Raw genomic sequence first — 19,324 nt, 5'->3', positions numbered from 1 at the left:
GGACAGGGTAGGAATGAAACCGACTGATATTTCGGCCCCCGACTACTTTCACAAAGTGGTCGATTGCCAATGGGCCTGTCCCGCACACACCCCCGTCCCGGAATATATCCGACTGATCGCCGAGGGTCGCTACAGCGATGCCTACATGATCAATTGGAAATCGAATGTGTTTCCGGGCATTCTCGGGCGCACCTGCGACCGTCCATGCGAGCCGGCGTGCCGGCGCGGCCGCGTCGAGGACAGCCCGGTGGCGATCTGCCGCTTGAAGCGCGTCGCCGCCGACTTCAAGGACGACGTGAAGCAGCGCATGCCGCGACCCGTGCCGAAAAACGGCAAGCGCATCGCGCTGGTCGGTGGCGGGCCCGCCTCGCTGACGGTGGCGCGCGATCTCGCCCCGCTTGGCTATCAGTGCACGGTGTTCGATGCCGATCCGAAGCCCGGCGGCATGATGCGCTCGCAGATCCCGAAATTCCGGCTGCCCGACAGTGTTGTCGACGAAGAGACGGACTACATCCTGAAGCTCGGCGTCGAGTTCAAAGGCGGCCACCGCATCGACAGCCTGAACAAACTGCTTGCGGACAAGTATGACGCTGTTTTCATCGGCTCCGGTGCGCCGCGCGGCCGCGAGCTCGACGTTCCCGGGCGGAAGGAAGCCGCCGCGAACGTCCATATCGGCATCGAATGGCTCGCCAGCGTCTCGTTCGGCCATACCGACAAGATCGGCAAACGCGTGATCGTGCTCGGCGGCGGCAATACCGCGATGGATTGCTGCCGCACCGCGCGCCGGCTCGGCGGCACCGACGTCAAAGTGATCGTGCGCTCCGGCTTCGAGGAGATGAAGGCCTCGCCCTGGGAGAAGGACGACGCCATGCATGAGGATATCCCGATCCTCAACTATCTGGTGCCGGTCGCGTTCAACCATGACAATGGCAAGCTCACCGGTGTAACCTTCCAGAAGGTCCGTGCCGAATATGACGCCAAGGGCCGCCGCAACCTGGTGCCTTCAGGCGAGCCGGACCAGACGTTTGCATGCGACGACGTGCTGGTCGCGGTCGGACAGGAGAACGCGTTCCCGTGGATCGAGCCGGATTGCGGCATCGAATTCGACAAATGGCACATGCCGGTGGTCGATCCCAAGACATTCGCCTCCACCAATCCGAAGGTGTTCTTCGGCGGAGACGCTGCATTCGGCCCGAAGAACATCATCTGGGCGGTCGCGCATGGACATGACGCTGCGCTGTCCATCCATCGCATGCTCTCCGGCGAGGACATCGCCGAGCGGCCATTGCCCGAGGTGCACGTCACCTCGCAGAAGATGGGCATCCACGAATGGAGCTATGACAACGACATCTCGCCCGACCAGCGCTACAAGGTGCCGCATCGCGACAAGGTGGTGGCGCTCAAGGATATCCGCGCCGAGGTCGAGCTGGGCTACGACGTCAAGCTTGCGCTCGGCGAGGCGCATCGCTGCCTGAACTGCGACGTGCAGACCGTGTTCTCGAACACGCTCTGCATCGAGTGCGATGCCTGCGTCGACATCTGTCCGATGGACTGCATCACCTTCACGCAGAACGGCGAGGAGGCCGATGTCCGGCAGCGGCTGAAGGCGCCGTCACCACATCCGGACCAGAGCCTCTACGTATCGAGCGATCTGAAGACCGGCCGCGTGATGGTGAAGGACGAGGACGTCTGTCTCCATTGCGGCCTGTGCGCCGAACGCTGCCCCACCGGTGCGTGGGACATGCAGAAATATTTCATCGAGATGACTCACGCAGGTAACGCATGCCCCAGCAAGCGCCGCTCAGCAGCGTAAACGACTTCGTCGTTCGCTTCGCCAACGTCAACGGCTCGGGCTCGGCAAGCGCCAACGAGTTGTTCGCCCGTGCCGTGCTGCGCCACGGCGTGCCGGTCAGCCCACGCAACATCTTCCCATCCAACATCCAGGGGCTGCCGACCTGGTACGAGGTAAGGGTCACCGAGGCCGGCCATCTCGGCGCCCGTGGCGGCGGCACCGACCTGATGGTCGCGATGAATCCGCAGACCTGGGACAAGGACGTCGCGGGCATCGTGCCGGGCGGCTATCTGTTCTACGATTCCACCAAGCCGATGCCGTCGACGAAATTCCGCGGCGACATCACCGTCATCGGCGTGCCGCTGACCGCGATCACCAATTCGACCTACACCGATCCGCGCCAACGGCAGCTGTTCAAGAACATCATTTATCTCGGCGCGCTCTGCGCGCTACTCGACATGGACCCGAAGCTGATCGAGCAGCTGATCGGCGAGCAATACAAGGGCAAGGAAAAGCTCCTGTCCTCGAACGTGCATGCGCTGCATCTCGGTCGCGACTGGGCATTGCAGAACCTGAAATGCCCGATCGGCCTGCGCATCAGGAAAGCCGACAAGGTCGGCGACCGCATCTTCATCGAAGGCAACAACGCAGCCGCGCTCGGCGCGGTCTATGGCGGCGCCACCGTCTGCGCGTGGTACCCGATCACACCGTCCTCGTCGCTGGCGGAGGCTTTCGGCAATCACTGCAAGAAGCTGCGGCACGATCCCAAAACGGGCAAGGCCAAATATGCCATCGTGCAGACCGAAGACGAATTGGCGTCGATCGGCGTCGTGATCGGTGCCTCCTGGAATGGCGCGCGCGCCTTCACCACGACCTCCGGCCCGGGCATTTCCCTGATGACCGAGTTCATCGGCCTGTCTTATTTTGCCGAGATCCCGGCCGTGATCATGAACGTGCAGCGTGCCGGCCCGTCGACGGGCATGCCGACCCGCACCCAGCAATGCGACGTCATCGCCTGCGCCTATGCCTCGCATGGCGACACCAAGCATATCCTGCTATTCCCCGAAGATCCGGCCGAAGCCTTCGAGTTCGCGGCAACCGCCTTCGATCTCGCCGAGCGGCTGCAGACCGTGATCTTCCTCATGCTCGATCTCGACATCGGCATGAACCAGCGGCTGTGCCGGCCGCTGAAATGGGACGATGCGCGGCAGTATGACCGCGGCAAGATCATGACCGCCGAGATGCTGGATGAGGGCCGCGACTTCGGCCGTTACCTCGACGTCGACGGCGACGGCATTCCGTATCGGACCTATCCCGGCACGCACCCGACCAAGGGCTCCTACTTCACCCGCGGCACCTCGCGCGACCGCTACGCCAGATATTCCGAGGAAGGCGCCGTCTACGCCGACAACATGCAGCGGTTGATCCGCAAATTCGAAACCGCCCAGGATCTGGTGCCGCGGCCGCTGCAGGCCAACGCCGCCAAGCCGACCCGCTATGGCGTGATCTATTTCGGTTCGACGGCGCCGGCGATGGACGAGGCGATCGAGCTTCTCGAAGCCCGCGGCCACCTGCTCGATCGGCTGCGCATCCGCGCCTTCCCGTTCCATTCGAGCGTGGCGAGCTTCCTCGCCGAGCACGACTTCGTCTATGTGGTCGAGCAGAACCGCGACGCGCAGCTGCGCCAGCTGATCGTCAACGAGAACGGCATCGATCCGGTCCGGCTGGTGCCGATCCTGCACTACGACGGCACGCCGATCACCGCGCGCTTCATTGCGGACGCGATCGGCGATCACCAGGATCATCTCAAAGTCACACCGCTGCGCAAGGCCGTGTCATGACCTACATCGCTAAACCGAAATTCCATCATCCCGGCATCAAGACCAACGCGCTCGGCTTCACCCATCGCGACTACGAGGGCAAGATCTCGACGCTGTGCGCCGGTTGCGGCCACGACTCGATCACCGCCTCGATCATCGAGGCCTGCTTCGAGCTGTCGATCGAGCCGCATCGGGTGGCCAAGATCTCCGGCATCGGCTGCTCGTCGAAGACGCCGGACTACTTCCTCGGCAATTCGCACGGCTTCAACTCGGTGCATGGCCGCATGCCGTCGGTGCTGACCGGCGCCAATCTGGCCAATCGCGAGCTGATCTATCTCGGTGTTTCCGGCGACGGCGACTCCGCCTCGATCGGCTTCGGCCAGTTCGCGCATGCGATCCGGCGCGGCGTCAACATGACCTACATCGTCGAGAACAACGGCGTCTACGGCCTGACCAAGGGCCAGTTCTCGGCGACCGCGGATCGCGGCTCGAAGTCGAAGAAGGGCATCACCAACACCGACAACGCCATCGACCTGGTCGGCATCGCGCTGCAGTTGGGGGCGACCTATGTCGCCCGCTCCTTCTCCGGCGACAAGAAGCAGCTGGTGCCGATCATTGCCGGCGCGATCCAACACAAGGGCGCGGCGTTCATCGATGTCGTCAGCCCCTGCATCGCCTTCAACAATCACGCCGGCTCGACCAAGAGCTACGACTATGTGCGCGAGCACAATGATGCCGTGAACCGGCTGGACGTGTTCACCGGGCGCGATCCGATCACGGTCGATTACGCACCCGGCACGGTGCAGATCGTCGAGCAGCACGACGGCTCCCGCCTCGCGCTGCGCAAGATCGACGCCGATTACGATCCGCATGACCGGCTCGGCGCCATGACCTTCCTGCAGAAGCACGCCGCCCAGGGGCAGATCGTCACCGGGCTGCTCTATGTCGATCCGGACTCAGAGGACCTGCACAGCCACCTCAATACGGTGGAGCAGCCGCTGAACCGGCTCGAAGCCGCGGACCTGTGTCCCGGCTCCGCTGCGCTCGACAAGATCAACGCAAGCCTGCGCTGATCGGCGGCTAACCGGCCGACCGCCTTGCCGGGATCTCAGGCGTCGTCTGCTCGTCGACGACCTGATTGATGATGCGAAGGATTTCGGAGCGCGTATCGTACTTCGCGAACTCGCGGGCCATCTTCTTGGCGCGGGCGCGATGGTTCGGCTGATCCAGCACGGCCCGAACCGCCTCGCGCACGGCCTGCTGAGTAGGCTGGTTGGTCGCGAGATTGATGCCGACGCCGGACCAGCCGATACGCATGTTCACGTCCGCCTTGTCCTCGGTCAGACCTGCGCTGACGATCGGCAGCCCGTAGCTCATCGCCTGGTTGACGCTGCCATAGCCGCCATTGGTGACGAACACGTCCGCCTTCGCGAGCGCCCACTCGAATGGCAGATAGCGGGAGACGCGCGCGTTGGACGGGATCACGCCCGGAATCGTGTCAATCGGCCGGCCGCCGGTGGTCACCATCACCAGCAGATCCTTTTCGTCCGCAAGCGCCGCAAGCGTCGGCGCGACCAGAAGTCCGAAATCGTGATTGGCCACCGTCCCCTGCGTCACCAGGACCACCTTGCGCGAGCCGTCGAGGTCATCGGCCCAGGGCGGCAGCGGCGCCTGGTTGGGGACGATCGGCGGACGGCCGACGAAATGAACGGTCGGCGGCAGCTTGCGCGGAAATTCGAAGCTCGGCACCGTCAACTGCAGATACGCATCGGCGAGCACCGAGACGGAATCGAACATCGCCATCTCGAGTGGGCCGAGGCCCAGTTTCGCCAGGATCGCATTCAACCGGCGGCCACCGGGCTCGCTGACGATCCGATCGTAATCCCTGGCGATATCGGCGTAGCGATCACGCTCCGCCTGGGTCGTGGCATGCGGCAGCCCGAGAAAATGCGGCGCGCCGTCATCACGGGGCGAATGCAGGATCGACGTTCCGCACAGCACGATGGGCGGCCGGTCCGCACGCGGACCAAGCAGCATCGGCAACACGCCGAAGATCATGTCATCGCCGACGATGACGTCAGGCTGATACTCGCGCAACGCCTGCAGCAATCCCTCATGCTGTGCCGGAATGCGATCGATGAACAGCCGCTGCAGGGCCACGCTCAGCCACTCCGGACCGGGCTCGATATCTTTCAGCTCCGGTGCGATCGCAAGAAGGTCATTCGGATCGATGTCGGCGTTACCTGGAAAGACCCTGAATGTCGCGCCACTAGCCTCGACTCGCTCGCGAAGCTTGCTTGCGGTCAGAATCGACACGTCATGCCCGTCCTCGATAAGGCCATGCGTGATTGCAAGCAGCGGATTGAGATGGCCCGTCGCAGGCGTCGAAGCAATGAGAACTTTCATCAGATTCTCCTACCGTGAACGTCGGCACGCAAGATCGGCTCACGCCGCGCTTCCGTATCGATCTGACGGAGGAGATTGTCGCCGCATCGCTACAATTGGACTGCCGGCCGCGGGAAATGCGTTACGTGTGACATCGAATTGCGACCGCGGACATAATCGCCGGCATACGCGAATGCCTTCTCGCCATCATCCAGGAAGCGGCGACAGCGCTGACGACGCGGAGCGCGACCGCCAGATGATAGGCGCGGACATCATGTCGGCGGGGCTGAGATAGAAGCCCGCGACGACGCCCAGCACCATGAGGCAAGCTTGCGCAGGACGGATGCGCCAAGTCCGCTTGATCGAGCGGAAACAGCTTACGCTACCGGGGTCAAAGCCCGCTGAGGAATTCCTCGATGGCGGCATTCGTCTCCGCGGGCGCTTCCTGCTGGACCCAGTGACCGACCTTCGGGATGATCACCGATCCGCGGAAATCGGTGCAGGCTGCGCCGGGGTCCGCATAGCGGTCCGAACCGGGGATGATACGCCGGACAATATCGCGCTCGCCTGCAATGAAGTACGACGGCTGCGTGACCGGCTTTCCCTTGATGGCAGTGAGCTGGCCGGGATCCAAGCGCTGGGCGCGATAGCGGTTCAGAGGCCCTCGAAAGCCGGTCTTGCGGAACGCACTGACATAGACATCGAGATCGGCGGTGCTCATCCAGGCCGGAAAGGGCTGAGGGTCGATCATGCCATCGAAAAATTTGGCATCGGCCGGCTTGTCCGCGAACCAGATATCGGGGCGCGCATCGCCGGAGGCGGCGAAATAGATCTTCCGCAGCGACGCTGGAATGTCAGCCTCCAGCTCAGCCTCTGCCACGCCCTCGGCTTGAAAATAGCTCTGGTAGAAGAAGCGGCCAGCGTAGATTTTCGTCGCTATGTCGACAAACGACAGGTCGCCAATCGGCGTGAAGGGCACGCTCAGCCCGATGACGGCCGTGACGATGCCGGGATGGAGTAGCGCCGAGGTCCAGACAATCGGCGCTCCCCAGTCGTGGCCCAACAGAATGGCCTTGCCGCCACCGAGGTGATCGGCCACCGCCGCCACGTCGCTCGCGAGATTGCGCATGGTATAGGCTTCAACGGGCTCCGGCCGCGAGCTGTCTCCATAGCCCCGCACGTCCATCGCGGCGACCGCGTAGCGACGTTCAGAGAAGTGGCGAATCTGATGCCGCCAGGAGTACCAGAGCTCAGGCCAACCATGAACGCATAGGATCAGAGGCCCCTTGCCCTCGATCGCGACGTTGAGTGCGATGTCGCCGTTGTGAACGGTCGTGAAATCCATATTCGCTACTCCCTTCATGAAGCGTGGAGCACTCGTGATGCCGGAACCCGTCACGCCCCCGCTGCGCGTCGATGCGACGGTCCTTCACTTTCCTCCCATAAGCTTGGCGGCGACTCTCCGCTTGCGCCACACGTCTGCAATGATCGCACAGGAGCCTGCTGTCTCGTTGCTACCGCGTCAATACGATGCAAGGAGATTCGTTGCCTCTGAAACGTCATTTGATTCGGACGGCCCGAACGTCCATCACGCGCGGCTGGGAGAGCGACGCGGCGCAGATAGCCAAACACAAGAGCTTCAGGACGGGGAAGGCAGAAGTCGACCCCAGACGCGCTCGAGCTGCGCGATGGCATCCGGGAGCGCGATAACGGAAACCGCGTCGGCGGTTTCGGTCAAGAGCCGCAGCTCTCGCAGCTTCGCCAGCGCGGCATCGACGTTGAACGACAGACCGAGGCTGAACCGCTGCAGCAACAGGTCCTCGATGCGCGTGCGGAGTGCGTCGTGCGTGAGTTCGCCCGGCGCAGAAACGAGGCCGCAATAGGCGAGCAGCGCCTCCTTCCAGTCCTGCTCCTCCGCCTCGCCGATGAGATAGTTGAAAATGCCGGAGTTGTTGTTGACGTTGCGGTAATAGATGTTGTCGGTGAGCTGCTTCTGGTGGATCAGCGACTGGCGATGGAAATTGCCCCATTGCCTCAGGATGAAGGCACCCAGCGCGAACAGGCCGCTGAGCGCGGCGAGCGCCTGCTGAGTGTCGTTGTCATGCAGCGTGCCGCTCAGCCCGAGATAAAAGCCGGCCACGACGAACAGCACCGTCAGGGTTGAGGCCAGCTTGAGCAGGATCGGTACCCCGCCGACCAGCGCCGGCACGCCAAGGGTCAGCTGTTGGCGAATCCCCATCACCACGCGGACGTTCGGAAACAGCGCCTCGAGGTCCCAGCGCGGGATGTGGCGGAAATATTTGAACAGCACGGCGCCGCCGCGGACCTTGCTGGCGCTGCCGCGCGCGCTCAACAATGACAGGCGCGGCTCCGCACCGACGACATCAGGCCTGGTCGCAACCATCAGCACGACGTCGTCATAGACCTCGATCTCGAGGGAACGCCGGCGCAAGCCGAACAGAGCCGGAATCGAGATGGTCTCCCGATGATGTCCACGCCGAAACATCCGGACATCCCGATAATCGGTCAGCGGCGCCTTGATCTTGACCCGCACCAGCGCGTGCTCGGTGAAGGCGCGCAGGATCTCCTCGTGCTTGATCTCGACGAAATTGGCCTCGGTGAGAACGCGCACGAACTCATCGCTCAAACCGCGGTAAGCGGCATCGAGCGCGTCGGCCGACAGATGCGCGGCCCGACCGATGTCCGGATCGAAATAGAAATAGGTCTGGCGCAGCCGGTCGAGCTCGTCGAAATATTGCTGATGCAGGATCGCACCCAGGATGTGGGCGAATTGCCGAAGCTCGCCCGCCAAGGCATCGTCCAGGGTGAAATGGGTAATCAGCCCGTCGAGAATGTCCGACTTCCGTAAGGGAATGAAGCGATCCCGCGGCCCAGGGGTGGGCGCATCATTATTCGGTTCAGTCACACCGTCCCTGCCCAAGGTTTGCTCTTCTTTTCACGGTCCGCCGGGGAGATCAGACCCTTAGCCTGCTTGCTCCTTCCTAGCTTGCCAACATAGCGAACTTGCGACGGCGGGTTCTACCTGCAAAGCTGCCTGAGAAACCTGAAGATAACGGCAGGACTAGTACATGCCCGACGCCGGCTCACCGTTTCCCTCCGCTTTCGCGGCCATTGGCGCGATCGACTATACGGCCATTCTGGTCCGCGACATGGTGGCCATGCGCAGGTTTTACGAAGACGTCCTTCGTTTCCGACTCTCGCGGGAATTGTCATCGAACTGGATCGAATATCGGATCGGGCCAAACACGCTGGTGCTGGCACGGCCGAGCCGAGTCGCTGGAGACAGGTCGACGCCTGAGGGCAGCGCTTCGCTGCAGCTTGCCTTCAAGGTATCTCTGGCCGACGTGGACCAATGCGCAGAGGAGCTCGCGGCGAAAGGTATCGCGCTCGTCGAGCCGCCGACCGACCAGCCGTTCGGTCACCGCACGCTGTTCTTCCGCGATCCGGACGGAAACTTATTGGAGGTGTTTGCCGAAATCTAGTTCGTCCAGTCGCGATGGACGGCGGCCATATGCGACTGTCCGTGGGGCGGGCAAAGGCGCGAAGCGCCGTGCCCACCATCTGCCAGCCTGCGCGGACCTTGGTGGGCACGCTTCGCTTTGCTCGCCTTTCGGATTTCCGACCTACTATTTGGCAGCTTCACAGAGCGGCCGCCGCGTCAGGCGGCCGCCGGTTGTATCCGCGGATTGAGCACGTACTCCTTGAGCACCTTGTCGGTGGCTGCGTCGACTTCGGTCAGCGAGACGTCGTAGGTCCAGAGATCAGCGAGATGCTGGAGGACGCGTTTGGCGTCGGTCTCGTTGAGCTGGGCGCCCTTGACCACCGTATGACGCAGCATCAGCCGGCGGTCGCCGGCGAGGTCGACATCGATCACCTCGATGTTGGGATCGATATAGCCGACATCGTACTGCCTGGAGAGTTCGCGGCGAATGCGGCGGTAGCCGCGCTCGTCGTGGATCGCATCGACGCGGATGCCGGCGCGCTCGGCCGGGTCGTCATGCAGATGGAACAGGCGCAGCCGCCGCATCAGATGCGGGCTCAAGAACTGGCTGACGAAGCTTTCGTCGCGGTAGTTGGCCCAGACGTCGCGCAGCACGGCCATCGCATCGCCGCTTCCGGCGATATCCGGGAACCACTCGCGGTCCTCGGCGGTCGGCTCGGTCACGATGCGCTCGATGTCCTGCATCATGGCGAAGCCGAGCGCGTAAGGGTTGAAGCCGGAGAAGCGCGGATCGTCGAACTCCGGCTGGAACACCACGTTGGTGTGCGACTGCAGGAATTCGAGGAAGTTGCCGTCCGTCAGCCGTCCCTCCTGGTGCAGCCGGTTCATGATCCGATAGTGCACGTACGTCGCCGTGCCTTCGTTCATGACCTTAGTCTGGCCCTGCGGATAGAAGTACTGCGCGATATGGCGCACGATGCGAATCAGCTCGCGCTGCCATGGTGCGAGCCGGGGCGCGGTCTTCTCGAGGAAATAGAGCAGGTTCTCCTGCGGCAGGCCGAGCAGCACGCGTCGTCGCTCGACATTGAGCACAGCCCTGGTCTTGGTGGGCCCGCTCGGCACGGTGCGCCAGAGATCGTTGAACGCGGCCTCTTCGTAAAGTCGGCGTTTGCCGGCACGCTTCTCTTCCTCGCGCAGATCGAGCTTCTTCTTGCCGGGATAGCGGTCGACACCATGCGACATCAACGCATGCGCGGCGTCGAGCGTATGCTCCACCGCGACGCGGCCGTGCCGCTCCTCGCATTGCACGACATAGCCACGGGCGAATTCGAGATAGTCGAGAATGCCGTCGGCATCGGTCCACTGCTTGAACAGGTAGTTGTTCTTGAAGAAGTGGTTGTGCCCGAATGCCGCATGCGCGATCACGAGCGTCTGCATCGTCGCCGTGTTCTCCTCCATCAGGTAGGAGATGCAGGGCGAGGAGTTGATCACGATCTCATAGGCGAGACCCATGAGCCCCTTGCGATAGGAGGCTTCATGGAAGGCGAAGTGCTTGCCGAACGACCAATGCTTGTAGAACAGCGGCATGCCGACCGAGGAATAGGCATCGAGCATCTGCTCGGCGGTAATCACCTCGATCTGGTTGGCGTAGGTGTCGAGCCCGAGTTCGCCGCGCGCAATAGTCTCGCAGGTATCGTGGATGCGCTGCAGGGTCGAGAAATTCCAGTCCGCGCCTTCGAACAGAAGCTCGCTCATGAGGCGGCCCTCTCCTGGGTCTTGCGCCGCTGGAACAGATCATGGAAGACCGGGAAGATCTCGCTGCGATCGCGCACCTTGCGCATCGATAGCGGCGCCCCCCCGGCGCGCAGCCGCTCATAGAGCGACCACAGCGCCGAATCCGGCATTTCAAAAGAGTAGGTGCCGGACTCGCCGACCTCGAGATAGGCGAAGAACTGCGACACCGGCAGGATGTTGCTGGTCAGGATGCGGGCGACATTTTCGGAGTCGGAGGTCGCATTGTCGCCGTCCGAGGCCTGCGCAGCGTAGATGTTCCAGTCGGACGGGCTGAAACGCGACCGGACAATATCGTGCATGCATTGCAGCGCGCTCGACACCAGGGTGCCGCCGGAAGCCGGGCCGTAGAAGAAGGTCTGCTCGTCGACCTCCTCGGCGCGGTCGGTGTGGCGGATGAAGACGATCTCGACGTGCCGGTAGCGCCGGGTCAGGAACACGTAGAGCAGCATGTAGAACCGCTTGGCGAGGTCCTTCATATGCTCGGACATCGAGCCCGAGACGTCCATCAGGCAGAACATCACGGCTTGCGCGATCGGTTTCGGCACCGTCTCGAAGCGGCGATAGCGGATGTCGATCGGATCGATGAAAGGGATGCGCTTGGCTTTGGCTTTCAGGGCCTCGATCTTGGCCAGAAGCTCCGCACGGCGCCCCTCGTCCGTCTCCTCCTCAAGTTCGGCTTCGAGCTCCGCAATCTCCTGCGGCCGCGGCCGCCGCAGCGCGACGCGACGGGCGAGCGCGCGGGTCACCGTGCGGCTGATCGAGATATTGGCCGGCGAGCCGGAGGTCGCGTAACCGGCGCGCTGCAGCCCCTCGCTCTCGGCCTCGGCAAACTTGCGCTTGGCGAGGTCGGGCAGCTCGAGGTCGTCGAGGAACAGGTTGACGAATTCCTCCTTGGTCAGCACGAAGCGGAAGGCGTCCTCGCTGTCGCCCTGTCCGGGGGCCGATTTCCGGCCGCTGCCTTCGCCGGACCGCGGCAGGATATCGCCCTCGACGAACTTCTTGTTGCCGGGCAGCACCATGTCACGGGTGCCCCCTTCCTTGCGAAGGCGCGGCTCGTCCATGCCGTCGAGCGGGATGCTCACCTCCCCGCCCTCAAGCACGTCCCGGATGTCGCGGTCCTGCGACGTCTTCTTGACCGCGCCCTGCACCAGCGCCTTGGCCCTGCGCAAAAATCGCTGACGATTCTCCAGACTTTTGCCGCCGGGATTCAGGCGCCGATCAATGATGTGCATGACCACCTTTCCATACACCTCCTGGTGCAGCGGATTTGCCGTCTACTCACCCTCATACTCGCTCCTGCCGCGATATCGTGGTGCAGACGCCAAATCCAAAGCTGCACCAGCGACATTAGCTTCACGAGCGTTCGCTTGACGAGAATTCCCTGACCCCAACATTCGCTCAAATGCCTCCCAGACGGGAAGCGAAATGTCGGACGCCGGAACCCTCCTCAGCCGGCCTGCTTCACGCGCATATACCATTCGACCAGGCGGCGAACCTGCCGCTCGGTATAGCCGCGCTCGACCATGCGCGCGACGAAGTCGTCATGCTTCTTCTCGGTCTCGCCATCTTTCTTGGTCCCGAAGGAGATGACCGGCAGAAGATCCTCGACCTGGGAGAATATCCGTTTTTCGATGACTTCGCGGATCTTTTCGTAGCTGGTCCAGCCAGGATTTTTGCCGCCGTTCTGGGCCCGCGAACGCAAAGAGAACTTGACAACCTCGTTGCGGAAGTCCTTCGGGTTGGCGATCCCGGCCGGCTTTTCGATCTTGGTCAGTTCCTGGTTCAGCAACTCGCGATTGAGCAACTGTCCCGTATCGGGATCCTTGAAGTCCTGATCCTCGATCCAGGCGTCTGCATAATCGACGTAGCGGTCGAACAGGTTCTGGCCGTAATCGGAGTAGGATTCCAGATAGGCCTTCTGGATCTCGTGGCCGATGAACTCGGCGTAGCGCGGCGCAAGGTCGGCCTTGATGAATTCGAGATAGCGCTTCTCGAGTTCCTCCGGCAGCTGCTCGCGACGGATCGACTGCTCCAGCACATACATCAGGTGCACGGCGTCGGCCGACACTTCGGCCGTATCGTGGTTGTAGGTCGCAGCAAGAACCTTGAAGGCGAAACGGGTGGAGACGCCGTCCATGCCTTCATCGACTCCGGCGGCGTCACGATATTCCTGCACGCTGCGCGCTTTCGGATCCGATTCCTTCAGGCTCTCGCCGTCATAGATCCGCATCTTGGCGTAGAGCGTCGAGTTCTCGTGCTTGCGAAGGCGCGACATCACCGAGAAGCGGGCCAGCGTGTCCAGCGTCGCCGGCGCGCAAGGAGCGGCGGCGAGTTCGGAGCCCGAGATCAGCTTCTCGTAGATCTTGCGTTCTTCGGTGACGCGCAGGCAGTACGGGACCTTTATCACGCAGATGCGGTCGATGAACGCCTCGTTGTTCTTGTTGGTCTTGAAGCTCTGCCACTCCGCCTCATTGGAGTGGGCCAGGATGATACCGCTGAACGGGATCGCACCGATATTCTCGGTGCCGATATAGTTGCCTTCCTGCGTCGCGGTCAGCAGCGGGTGGAGCATCTTGATCGGCGCCTTGAACATCTCGACGAATTCGAGGATGCCCTGGTTGGCGCGGTTCAGTCCGCCGGAATAGCTGTAGGCGTCCGGATCGTTCTGCGCGTAGGTCTCGAGCTTGCGAATATCGACCTTGCCGACCAGCGAGGAGATGTCCTGATTGTTCTCATCGCCGGGCTCGGTCTTGGCGATCCCGATCTGGCGCAGCCGTGACGGCTGGATCTTGGCGACGCGGAACTGCGAGATGTCGCCACCGAACGCTTCCAGCCGCTTGTAGCACCACGGACTCATCAACCCGGTGAGCCGGCGTCGCGGAATGCCGTACTTCTCCTCCAGCATCGGCCCGAGCGTGTCGGGATCGAACAGCCCGAGCGGCGATTCGAACACCGGGCTCAACTCGTCGCCGGCTTTGAGCACGTAGATCGGATGCACCTCCATCAGCTGCTTCAGCCGCTCGGCGAGCGACGACTTGCCGCCACCGACCGGTCCAAGCAGGTAGAGGATCTGCTTGCGCTCTTCCAAGCCCTGCGCGGCGTGGCGGAAGAATCCCACGATACGTTCGATCGTATCTTCCATTCCGTAGAAGCCGGAGAACGCCGGATACGCCCGAATCGTCCGGTTCAAAAAGATACGGCCAAGGCGTGGGTCCTTGGCCGTGTCGATCATCTGAGGCTCACCAATCGCAGCTAGTAGTCGTTCAGCGGCATTCGCATATCGCATCGGGTCGGTGCGACACGATTCAAGATATTCCGCCATCGACATGTCGGTCTGGCTTCTAGCCTCGAACGACCTCGCGAACGCGTTGAACAACGAATCGTTGTACATGATCCCTCTCCACGTAGGTTCCGCTGCACTGCTGCAACGAGGCGAGACCAGACTACGTTCCTCCTGATCTCGACACCGACTCAGTGTGAAGCGCGCCAGCCCCTATTGGGCACCCTCTTGACCCTCTTCCGCAACGCAAAGCGCAAGCAGCACCTGCCCTATCAACAAGCAGTTCGCTCAATAGTTCGGCAAAATCGGGCCGTAGCCGTCATTTGTAAACCATTGTCTCTGCTTCGCAACATCCGCAATACTCCGGCACCGGGCTCTTCCTGCGCCGCACAAGACATTGTGAAGCCACGCAAACTCCGCGTTTTTGCGGAGCGAACCAGTGTCCCATCGAGACGTGAACCGGCGGTGAACGCAGATCTTCCCGGAAGCGACGAAGATTTGGAACGAATCTGCCATCGCGTGGCGTGAGACTGCCAGCGCGCGGCAGACGCATGTTGCGGAAGATCAGGATGAAGCTGCAATTCGCGCACACGCTCGCCTCTATCGCCGCGGTGAGCCAAACCAATCTTGCAGCCCCGGCTCGCGCCGACGAGACGATCAGCAAGAGCCAAGCCGACGCTTTCGACGTCCGCGTCTTTGCGAAGCCGCCGGGACGAAAAGCATATGCCTGTTTCATGCGGCACTACGATGCCGATCATCTCGCGCGCCATCCGAAGCAGAAAGTCGCGGCGATGCAGCTCTTGATCACAGCCGAGATTGCGGACCGCGACAGCGCGCTCGCCTATTCGTTTCGCCTTGGCATCAATGATCGTGACCGTCCCGGCGACTTCGATTCCAGCGGCGCTTGCGATCATGCGCTTGCCGAGAACGCGCACCATGAGATCCGCGACAGCTGCCCCATGGATTGCGAAGGCGGCGGCATCGAGGTCGCGCTGTCGAAAGACGACAAGTCGGCGATCGTGCGGCTCGCACGCATCACGATGTGGCAGCGAGACAACAAACCCGACACTGCTAAGCCCGACATTGCGAAGCCCAATAGTGAGGCGAGCGATGCGCTGGTCGCCGGCAGCGACGACAAGATCTTTCTGCTCGACCGCACCGACCCCAGCGATTGCGCAGGCCTCGTCACCGATCGCAAGGAGCTTGCAGCCCTCAGGCACAAATAACATCATCTCAAGACAAAACATGTGATGTTGTTTTTGGCATTGCAAGGAGAGCGACCATGCATCGGCGCAATTTAATCCGCAGCGCGCTGTCTGCCGTTGGCGGCATTTTCGTGGCGTCGCGTGCGACGGCAGCAACCGCCGCGGCCGCTGACGACAGGCTGAAGGTGGTTTATCACCTGAACGAGATCGAAAAGGTGTCCTTCGTTCTCGGCAACATCCAGAACCATTATGACGGCGTCGGTGGCCCCGATCACGTCACCATTGCGCTCGTCGTGCACGGCACCGCCTTGCGCGCTTTCGTGGCGTCCGGAGCGGCTCACGATGTCGGCCGCCGCGTCGGCCAGTTTTCCAAAATGGGACTCGAACTCGCCGCCTGCGGCAACACGATGAAGGCGCAGAACATCGGTCTGTCGGACCTGCTGCCCGGCTTCGTCGAGGCCGAGAAAGGCGGCGTGGTCCGCATCGCCGAGCTGCAGTCGAAAGGCTATCTGTACATCAGACCGTGAGGCGCAAGCGCCGACGCGCGGAGCCCGCGAACCGTGCATGGGTGGCCGCCGGCTTTTCACAGGGATCAAACCGATATGAATGGCGTTATCCAGGGTGGTGGCGCATAGTCGTTCATATTGGGGTCTTACCGGTCTGGCACCCTGCCCAGCCTGGAACCCGAAAAAGCAAGCCAGCGCACATAGATAGGCATCATGAATCCCGTCAAAGCACTCGAACAGCATGGCCAGGCGGTCTGGCTGGATTTCCTCGCCCGCGGCTTCATCGGCAAGGGTGATCTCAAGCGGCTGATCGACCAGGACGGCGTCAAGGGGGTGACGTCCAACCCGTCGATCTTCGAGAAGGCGATCGGCAGCTCGGACGAATATGACGCGCCGATCGGCAAGGCGCTGAAGAGCGGCGACCGCCCGGTGGCGGCCCTGTTCGAAGCGCTCGCGGTCGAAGATATCCAGCATGCTGCGGACGTGCTGCGCCCGGTCTACGACCAATTCGACGGCAATGACGGTTTCGTCAGCCTCGAAGTTTCGCCCTATCTGGCGATGGAGACCAAGGGCACGATCACCGAGGCGGAGCATCTCTGGAAGGCCGTCGACCGCCGGAATTTGATGATCAAGGTGCCGGCCACCGATGCCGGTCTGCCGGCGATCCAGTACCTGATCTCAAAGGGCATCAGCGTCAACATCACGCTGTTGTTCTCACAAGCGGTGTATCGTCAGGTCGCGGAAGCCTACCTGGCCGGGCTCGAGGCCTATGTTGCCGATGGCGGCGATCCGTCGCATGTCGCGAGCGTCGCATCCTTCTTCGTCAGCCGCATCGATACCATGGTCGACAAGCAGCTGGACCAGAAGATCGCCCAGGCCAACGATCCGACCGAGAAGAAGCGGCTGGCCGGGCTAAAGGGCAAGATCGCCATCGCCAACGCCAAGATGGCCTATCAGGACTACAAGCGGCTGTTCGCGGGCGAACGCTGGGAGGCGTTGGCGGCCAAGGGCGCCAAGCCGCAGCGGCTGCTGTGGGCCTCGACCGGCACGAAGAACAAAGAGTACAGCGATGTTCTCTACGTCGAAGAGCTGATCGGACCGAACACCGTGAACACGGTGCCGCCGGCAACGCTCGACGCCTTCCGCGACCATGGCAAGGTGCGCGACAGCCTGGAGGAGAATGTCGAGGAGGCGGAAGCTGCGCTCGATGAGCTGGAAAGGTCCGGCATATCGCTCGACCAGATCACGGCCGATCTGGTGGTGGACGGCGTCAAGCAATTTGCCGATGCCGCCGACAAGCTCTATGGGGCGGTGGCGTACAAGCGCGCCACCGTGCTCGGCCTCGAGGTCGGCAAGCAGACGGTCACAGCGACAGCAGAGCTTGGCAAGAAGATCCAAAAGGCCACGGATGAATGGCGGACGGACGCCAAGATCCGCCGCCTCTGGCGCAAGGACTCCTCGATCTGGACCGGCCACGACGAGCGTAAATGGCTGGGCTGGCTGACCAGCGTGGCCAAGGCCAATCTCGCCGACTACGAGGACTACGCAGCGCGTGTGAAGGGGCAGAAATTCTCCGACGCCGTCGTGCTCGGTATGGGCGGCTCGAGCCTCGGCCCCGAGGTCCTGGCCCAAACTTTCCCCAAGAAATCAGGCTTTCCGAAGCTGCATGTGCTCGATTCGACCGATCCGGCGCAGGTCCGCGCGATGGAGAAGGCGATCGACATCGAAAAGACCGTCTTCATCGTCTCCTCGAAGTCCGGCGGCACCACCGAGCCGAATGCGATGAAGGACTATTTCTTTGCCCGCGTCGCCGAGGCGATCGGTGCCGCCAAGGCCGGCCACCGCTTCATCGCCGTCACCGATCCCGGCTCATCGCTGGAAAAGGCGGCCAAGGCCCAAGGCTTTGCCCGCATCTTCTATGGCGAGCCGAGCATCGGCGGCCGCTACTCGGTGTTGTCGCCGTTCGGCCTGGTGCCGGCGGCGACGGCCGGCATCGATCTCCGCAAGCTGATCACGCATGCGCTGTCGATGGTCCGCTCCTGCGGCCCCGACGTGCCGCCGCACGAGAACCCGGGCGTGCAGCTCGGGCTTGCGATCGGGCTCGCCGGCCTCGAGGGCCGCGACAAGGTCACGCTGTTCTCCTCGCCCAAGATCGCGGATTTCGGCGCCTGGGCCGAGCAGCTGATCGCCGAATCCACCGGCAAGGAAGGCAAGGGTCTGATCCCGATCGATGGCGAGCCGCTCGGCGAGCCCGCGCTTTACGGCAACGATCGCTTCTTCATCGATATCCGCACCGAAGGTGAAGAGGACGCCGCGCACGAGGAGATGCTGACGGCGCTGGAACAGGCGGGCCATCCGGTGGCGCGCATCGTGATGAAGTCGATCGATCATATCGGCCAGGAGTTTTTCCGCTTCGAGATGGCGACCGCGGTTGCAGGCAGCGTGCTCGGCATCAACCCGTTCGACCAGCCGGATGTCGAGGCTGCCAAGATCAAGACGCGCGAGCTCACCGCTGCCTTCGACAGGACCGGTGCGCTGCCCGAGGAAGAGCCGTTGATCACGGTGAAAGGCTGCGAGCTCTACACCGACCCGCATAACGCTGACGCTCTGCGCGAGCATGGTGCCGACGGGACCCTGGCCTCCTGGCTCAAGGCGCATCTGTCCCGCGCCGGCAAGGGCGACTATGTCGCACTGCTCGGCTATATCGAACGCAATGAAGGCAACATCGACGCGCTGCAGACCATGCGGCTCAAATTGCGCGATGCCAAGCATGTCGCGACCTGCGCCGAGTTCGGCCCGCGCTTCCTGCACTCGACCGGCCAGGCCTACAAGGGCGGCCCCGACAGCGGCGTGTTCCTGCAGATCACGGCTGATGACGACAAGGATCTGCCGATCCCCGGCTGGAAAGCCAGTTTTGGCGTGGTCAAGGCGGCCCAGGCCCGCGGCGATTTCGACGTGCTGACCGAGCGCGGCCGGCGCGCGCTGCGGGTGCATCTGAAGGGCAATTTGAAATCGGGGCTGAAGATGCTGGATGCCGCGATTACCGACGCGCTGAACTAAAGCGTGATGAGATTGGGAT

At 62.6% G+C, this 19,324-nt stretch carries 13 protein-coding genes; 7 read left to right on the top strand and 6 right to left on the bottom strand.

The window, feature by feature from the left end:
- The first annotated feature begins 13 nt into the window (after window positions 1–13).
- The 3 genes from ACQR1W_RS21620 to ACQR1W_RS21610 are packed head-to-tail and all read left to right on the top strand — an operon-like array spanning window position 14 to window position 4,685.
- The gene (locus tag ACQR1W_RS21620) at window positions 14–1,813 is read left to right on the top strand and encodes an FAD-dependent oxidoreductase (protein WP_434852690.1); all 1,800 of its coding nucleotides are present in this window, start codon (window positions 14–16) and stop codon (window positions 1,811–1,813) included.
- Window positions 1,783–3,633: a 2-oxoacid:acceptor oxidoreductase subunit alpha gene (locus ACQR1W_RS21615; RefSeq protein ID WP_434852689.1), complete on the top strand. Its 1,851-nt coding sequence runs from the start codon at window positions 1,783–1,785 to the stop codon at window positions 3,631–3,633. The genes ACQR1W_RS21620 and ACQR1W_RS21615 overlap by 31 nt, the downstream gene beginning before the upstream one ends.
- Window positions 3,630–4,685 carry a 2-oxoacid:ferredoxin oxidoreductase subunit beta gene (locus ACQR1W_RS21610; RefSeq protein ID WP_434852688.1) on the top strand — a complete coding sequence of 352 codons (1,056 nt, stop codon included), beginning with the start codon at window positions 3,630–3,632 and terminating at the stop codon, window positions 4,683–4,685. Before ACQR1W_RS21615 ends, ACQR1W_RS21610 begins: the two co-directional genes overlap by 4 nt.
- Before the next feature lie 7 nt (window positions 4,686–4,692).
- Here ACQR1W_RS21610 and ACQR1W_RS21605 read toward each other — a convergent pair whose 3' ends face one another.
- The 3 genes from ACQR1W_RS21605 to ACQR1W_RS21595 all read right to left on the bottom strand — a co-directional run bounded on the left by ACQR1W_RS21605 (window position 4,693) and on the right by ACQR1W_RS21595 (window position 8,923).
- Window positions 4,693–6,018, bottom strand: coding sequence for a glycosyltransferase (locus ACQR1W_RS21605; protein ID WP_434852687.1), 1,326 nt, complete (start codon window positions 6,016–6,018; stop codon window positions 4,693–4,695).
- Window positions 6,019–6,388: 370 nt separating this feature from the next.
- Window positions 6,389–7,342, bottom strand: coding sequence for an alpha/beta fold hydrolase (locus tag ACQR1W_RS21600; protein ID WP_434852686.1), 954 nt, complete (start codon window positions 7,340–7,342; stop codon window positions 6,389–6,391).
- A gap of 294 nt (window positions 7,343–7,636) precedes the next feature.
- Complete coding sequence (locus ACQR1W_RS21595; protein ID WP_434852685.1) at window positions 7,637–8,923, bottom strand: TMEM143 family protein; 1,287 nt, start codon at window positions 8,921–8,923, stop codon at window positions 7,637–7,639.
- A 163-nt stretch (window positions 8,924–9,086) separates the two neighbouring features.
- Between ACQR1W_RS21595 and ACQR1W_RS21590 the strand changes: the two genes are divergently transcribed.
- Entirely contained in the window at window positions 9,087–9,500 is a 414-nt protein-coding gene (locus ACQR1W_RS21590) for a VOC family protein (RefSeq protein ID WP_434852684.1), read from the top strand.
- Between the two features lie 176 nt (window positions 9,501–9,676).
- Here ACQR1W_RS21590 and ACQR1W_RS21585 read toward each other — a convergent pair whose 3' ends face one another.
- From ACQR1W_RS21585 to ACQR1W_RS21575, 3 genes are all read right to left on the bottom strand, one after another.
- Window positions 9,677–11,215, bottom strand: coding sequence for a SpoVR family protein (locus ACQR1W_RS21585; RefSeq protein ID WP_008967735.1), 1,539 nt, complete (start codon window positions 11,213–11,215; stop codon window positions 9,677–9,679).
- Complete coding sequence (locus ACQR1W_RS21580; RefSeq protein WP_008967736.1) at window positions 11,212–12,486, bottom strand: YeaH/YhbH family protein; 1,275 nt, start codon at window positions 12,484–12,486, stop codon at window positions 11,212–11,214. Before ACQR1W_RS21580 ends, ACQR1W_RS21585 begins: the two co-directional genes overlap by 4 nt.
- A gap of 215 nt (window positions 12,487–12,701) precedes the next feature.
- The gene (locus tag ACQR1W_RS21575; protein WP_434852683.1) at window positions 12,702–14,645 is read right to left on the bottom strand and encodes a PrkA family serine protein kinase; all 1,944 of its coding nucleotides are present in this window, start codon (window positions 14,643–14,645) and stop codon (window positions 12,702–12,704) included.
- Window positions 14,646–15,103: 458 nt separating this feature from the next.
- Here ACQR1W_RS21575 and ACQR1W_RS21570 point away from each other — a divergent pair, with 458 nt between their 5' ends.
- The 3 genes from ACQR1W_RS21570 (at window position 15,104) to ACQR1W_RS21560 (ending at window position 19,305) form a co-directional block, all read left to right on the top strand.
- Window positions 15,104–15,760: a hypothetical protein gene (locus tag ACQR1W_RS21570; protein WP_434852682.1), complete on the top strand. Its 657-nt coding sequence runs from the start codon at window positions 15,104–15,106 to the stop codon at window positions 15,758–15,760.
- A 56-nt stretch (window positions 15,761–15,816) separates the two neighbouring features.
- Window positions 15,817–16,266 (top strand): DsrE family protein, encoded by a 450-nt coding sequence (locus tag ACQR1W_RS21565; protein ID WP_434852681.1) that lies wholly within the window; start codon window positions 15,817–15,819, stop codon window positions 16,264–16,266.
- 192 nt (window positions 16,267–16,458) lie between these two features.
- Window positions 16,459–19,305 carry a bifunctional transaldolase/phosoglucose isomerase gene (locus tag ACQR1W_RS21560; protein WP_434852680.1) on the top strand — a complete coding sequence of 949 codons (2,847 nt, stop codon included), beginning with the start codon at window positions 16,459–16,461 and terminating at the stop codon, window positions 19,303–19,305.
- The last annotated feature ends 19 nt before the right edge of the window (window positions 19,306–19,324 follow it).

Source organism: Bradyrhizobium sp. HKCCYLS1011, from assembly GCF_051167795.1.
Lineage (GTDB): Bacteria > Pseudomonadota > Alphaproteobacteria > Rhizobiales > Xanthobacteraceae > Bradyrhizobium.
This window is presented reverse-complemented; position numbering and strand designations above follow the sequence as displayed.

What these genes read in the sequence shown, in the direction of transcription:
- ACQR1W_RS21565 (WP_434852681.1), top strand. Translation starts at nt 15,817, where the DNA reads ATGCATCGGCGCAATTTAATCCGCAGCGCGCTGTCTGCCGTTGGCGGC.
- ACQR1W_RS21560 (WP_434852680.1), top strand. Translation starts at nt 16,459, where the DNA reads ATGAATCCCGTCAAAGCACTCGAACAGCATGGCCAGGCGGTCTGGCTG.
- ACQR1W_RS21610 (WP_434852688.1), top strand. Translation starts at nt 3,630, where the DNA reads ATGACCTACATCGCTAAACCGAAATTCCATCATCCCGGCATCAAGACC.
- ACQR1W_RS21575 (WP_434852683.1), bottom strand. Translation starts at nt 14,645, where the DNA reads ATGTACAACGATTCGTTGTTCAACGCGTTCGCGAGGTCGTTCGAGGCT.
- ACQR1W_RS21590 (WP_434852684.1), top strand. Translation starts at nt 9,087, where the DNA reads ATGCCCGACGCCGGCTCACCGTTTCCCTCCGCTTTCGCGGCCATTGGC.
- ACQR1W_RS21600 (WP_434852686.1), bottom strand. Translation starts at nt 7,342, where the DNA reads ATGGATTTCACGACCGTTCACAACGGCGACATCGCACTCAACGTCGCG.
- ACQR1W_RS21580 (WP_008967736.1), bottom strand. Translation starts at nt 12,486, where the DNA reads ATGCACATCATTGATCGGCGCCTGAATCCCGGCGGCAAAAGTCTGGAG.
- ACQR1W_RS21570 (WP_434852682.1), top strand. Translation starts at nt 15,104, where the DNA reads ATGAAGCTGCAATTCGCGCACACGCTCGCCTCTATCGCCGCGGTGAGC.
- ACQR1W_RS21605 (WP_434852687.1), bottom strand. Translation starts at nt 6,018, where the DNA reads ATGAAAGTTCTCATTGCTTCGACGCCTGCGACGGGCCATCTCAATCCG.
- ACQR1W_RS21620 (WP_434852690.1), top strand. Translation starts at nt 14, where the DNA reads ATGAAACCGACTGATATTTCGGCCCCCGACTACTTTCACAAAGTGGTC.
- ACQR1W_RS21585 (WP_008967735.1), bottom strand. Translation starts at nt 11,215, where the DNA reads ATGAGCGAGCTTCTGTTCGAAGGCGCGGACTGGAATTTCTCGACCCTG.
- ACQR1W_RS21615 (WP_434852689.1), top strand. Translation starts at nt 1,783, where the DNA reads ATGCCCCAGCAAGCGCCGCTCAGCAGCGTAAACGACTTCGTCGTTCGC.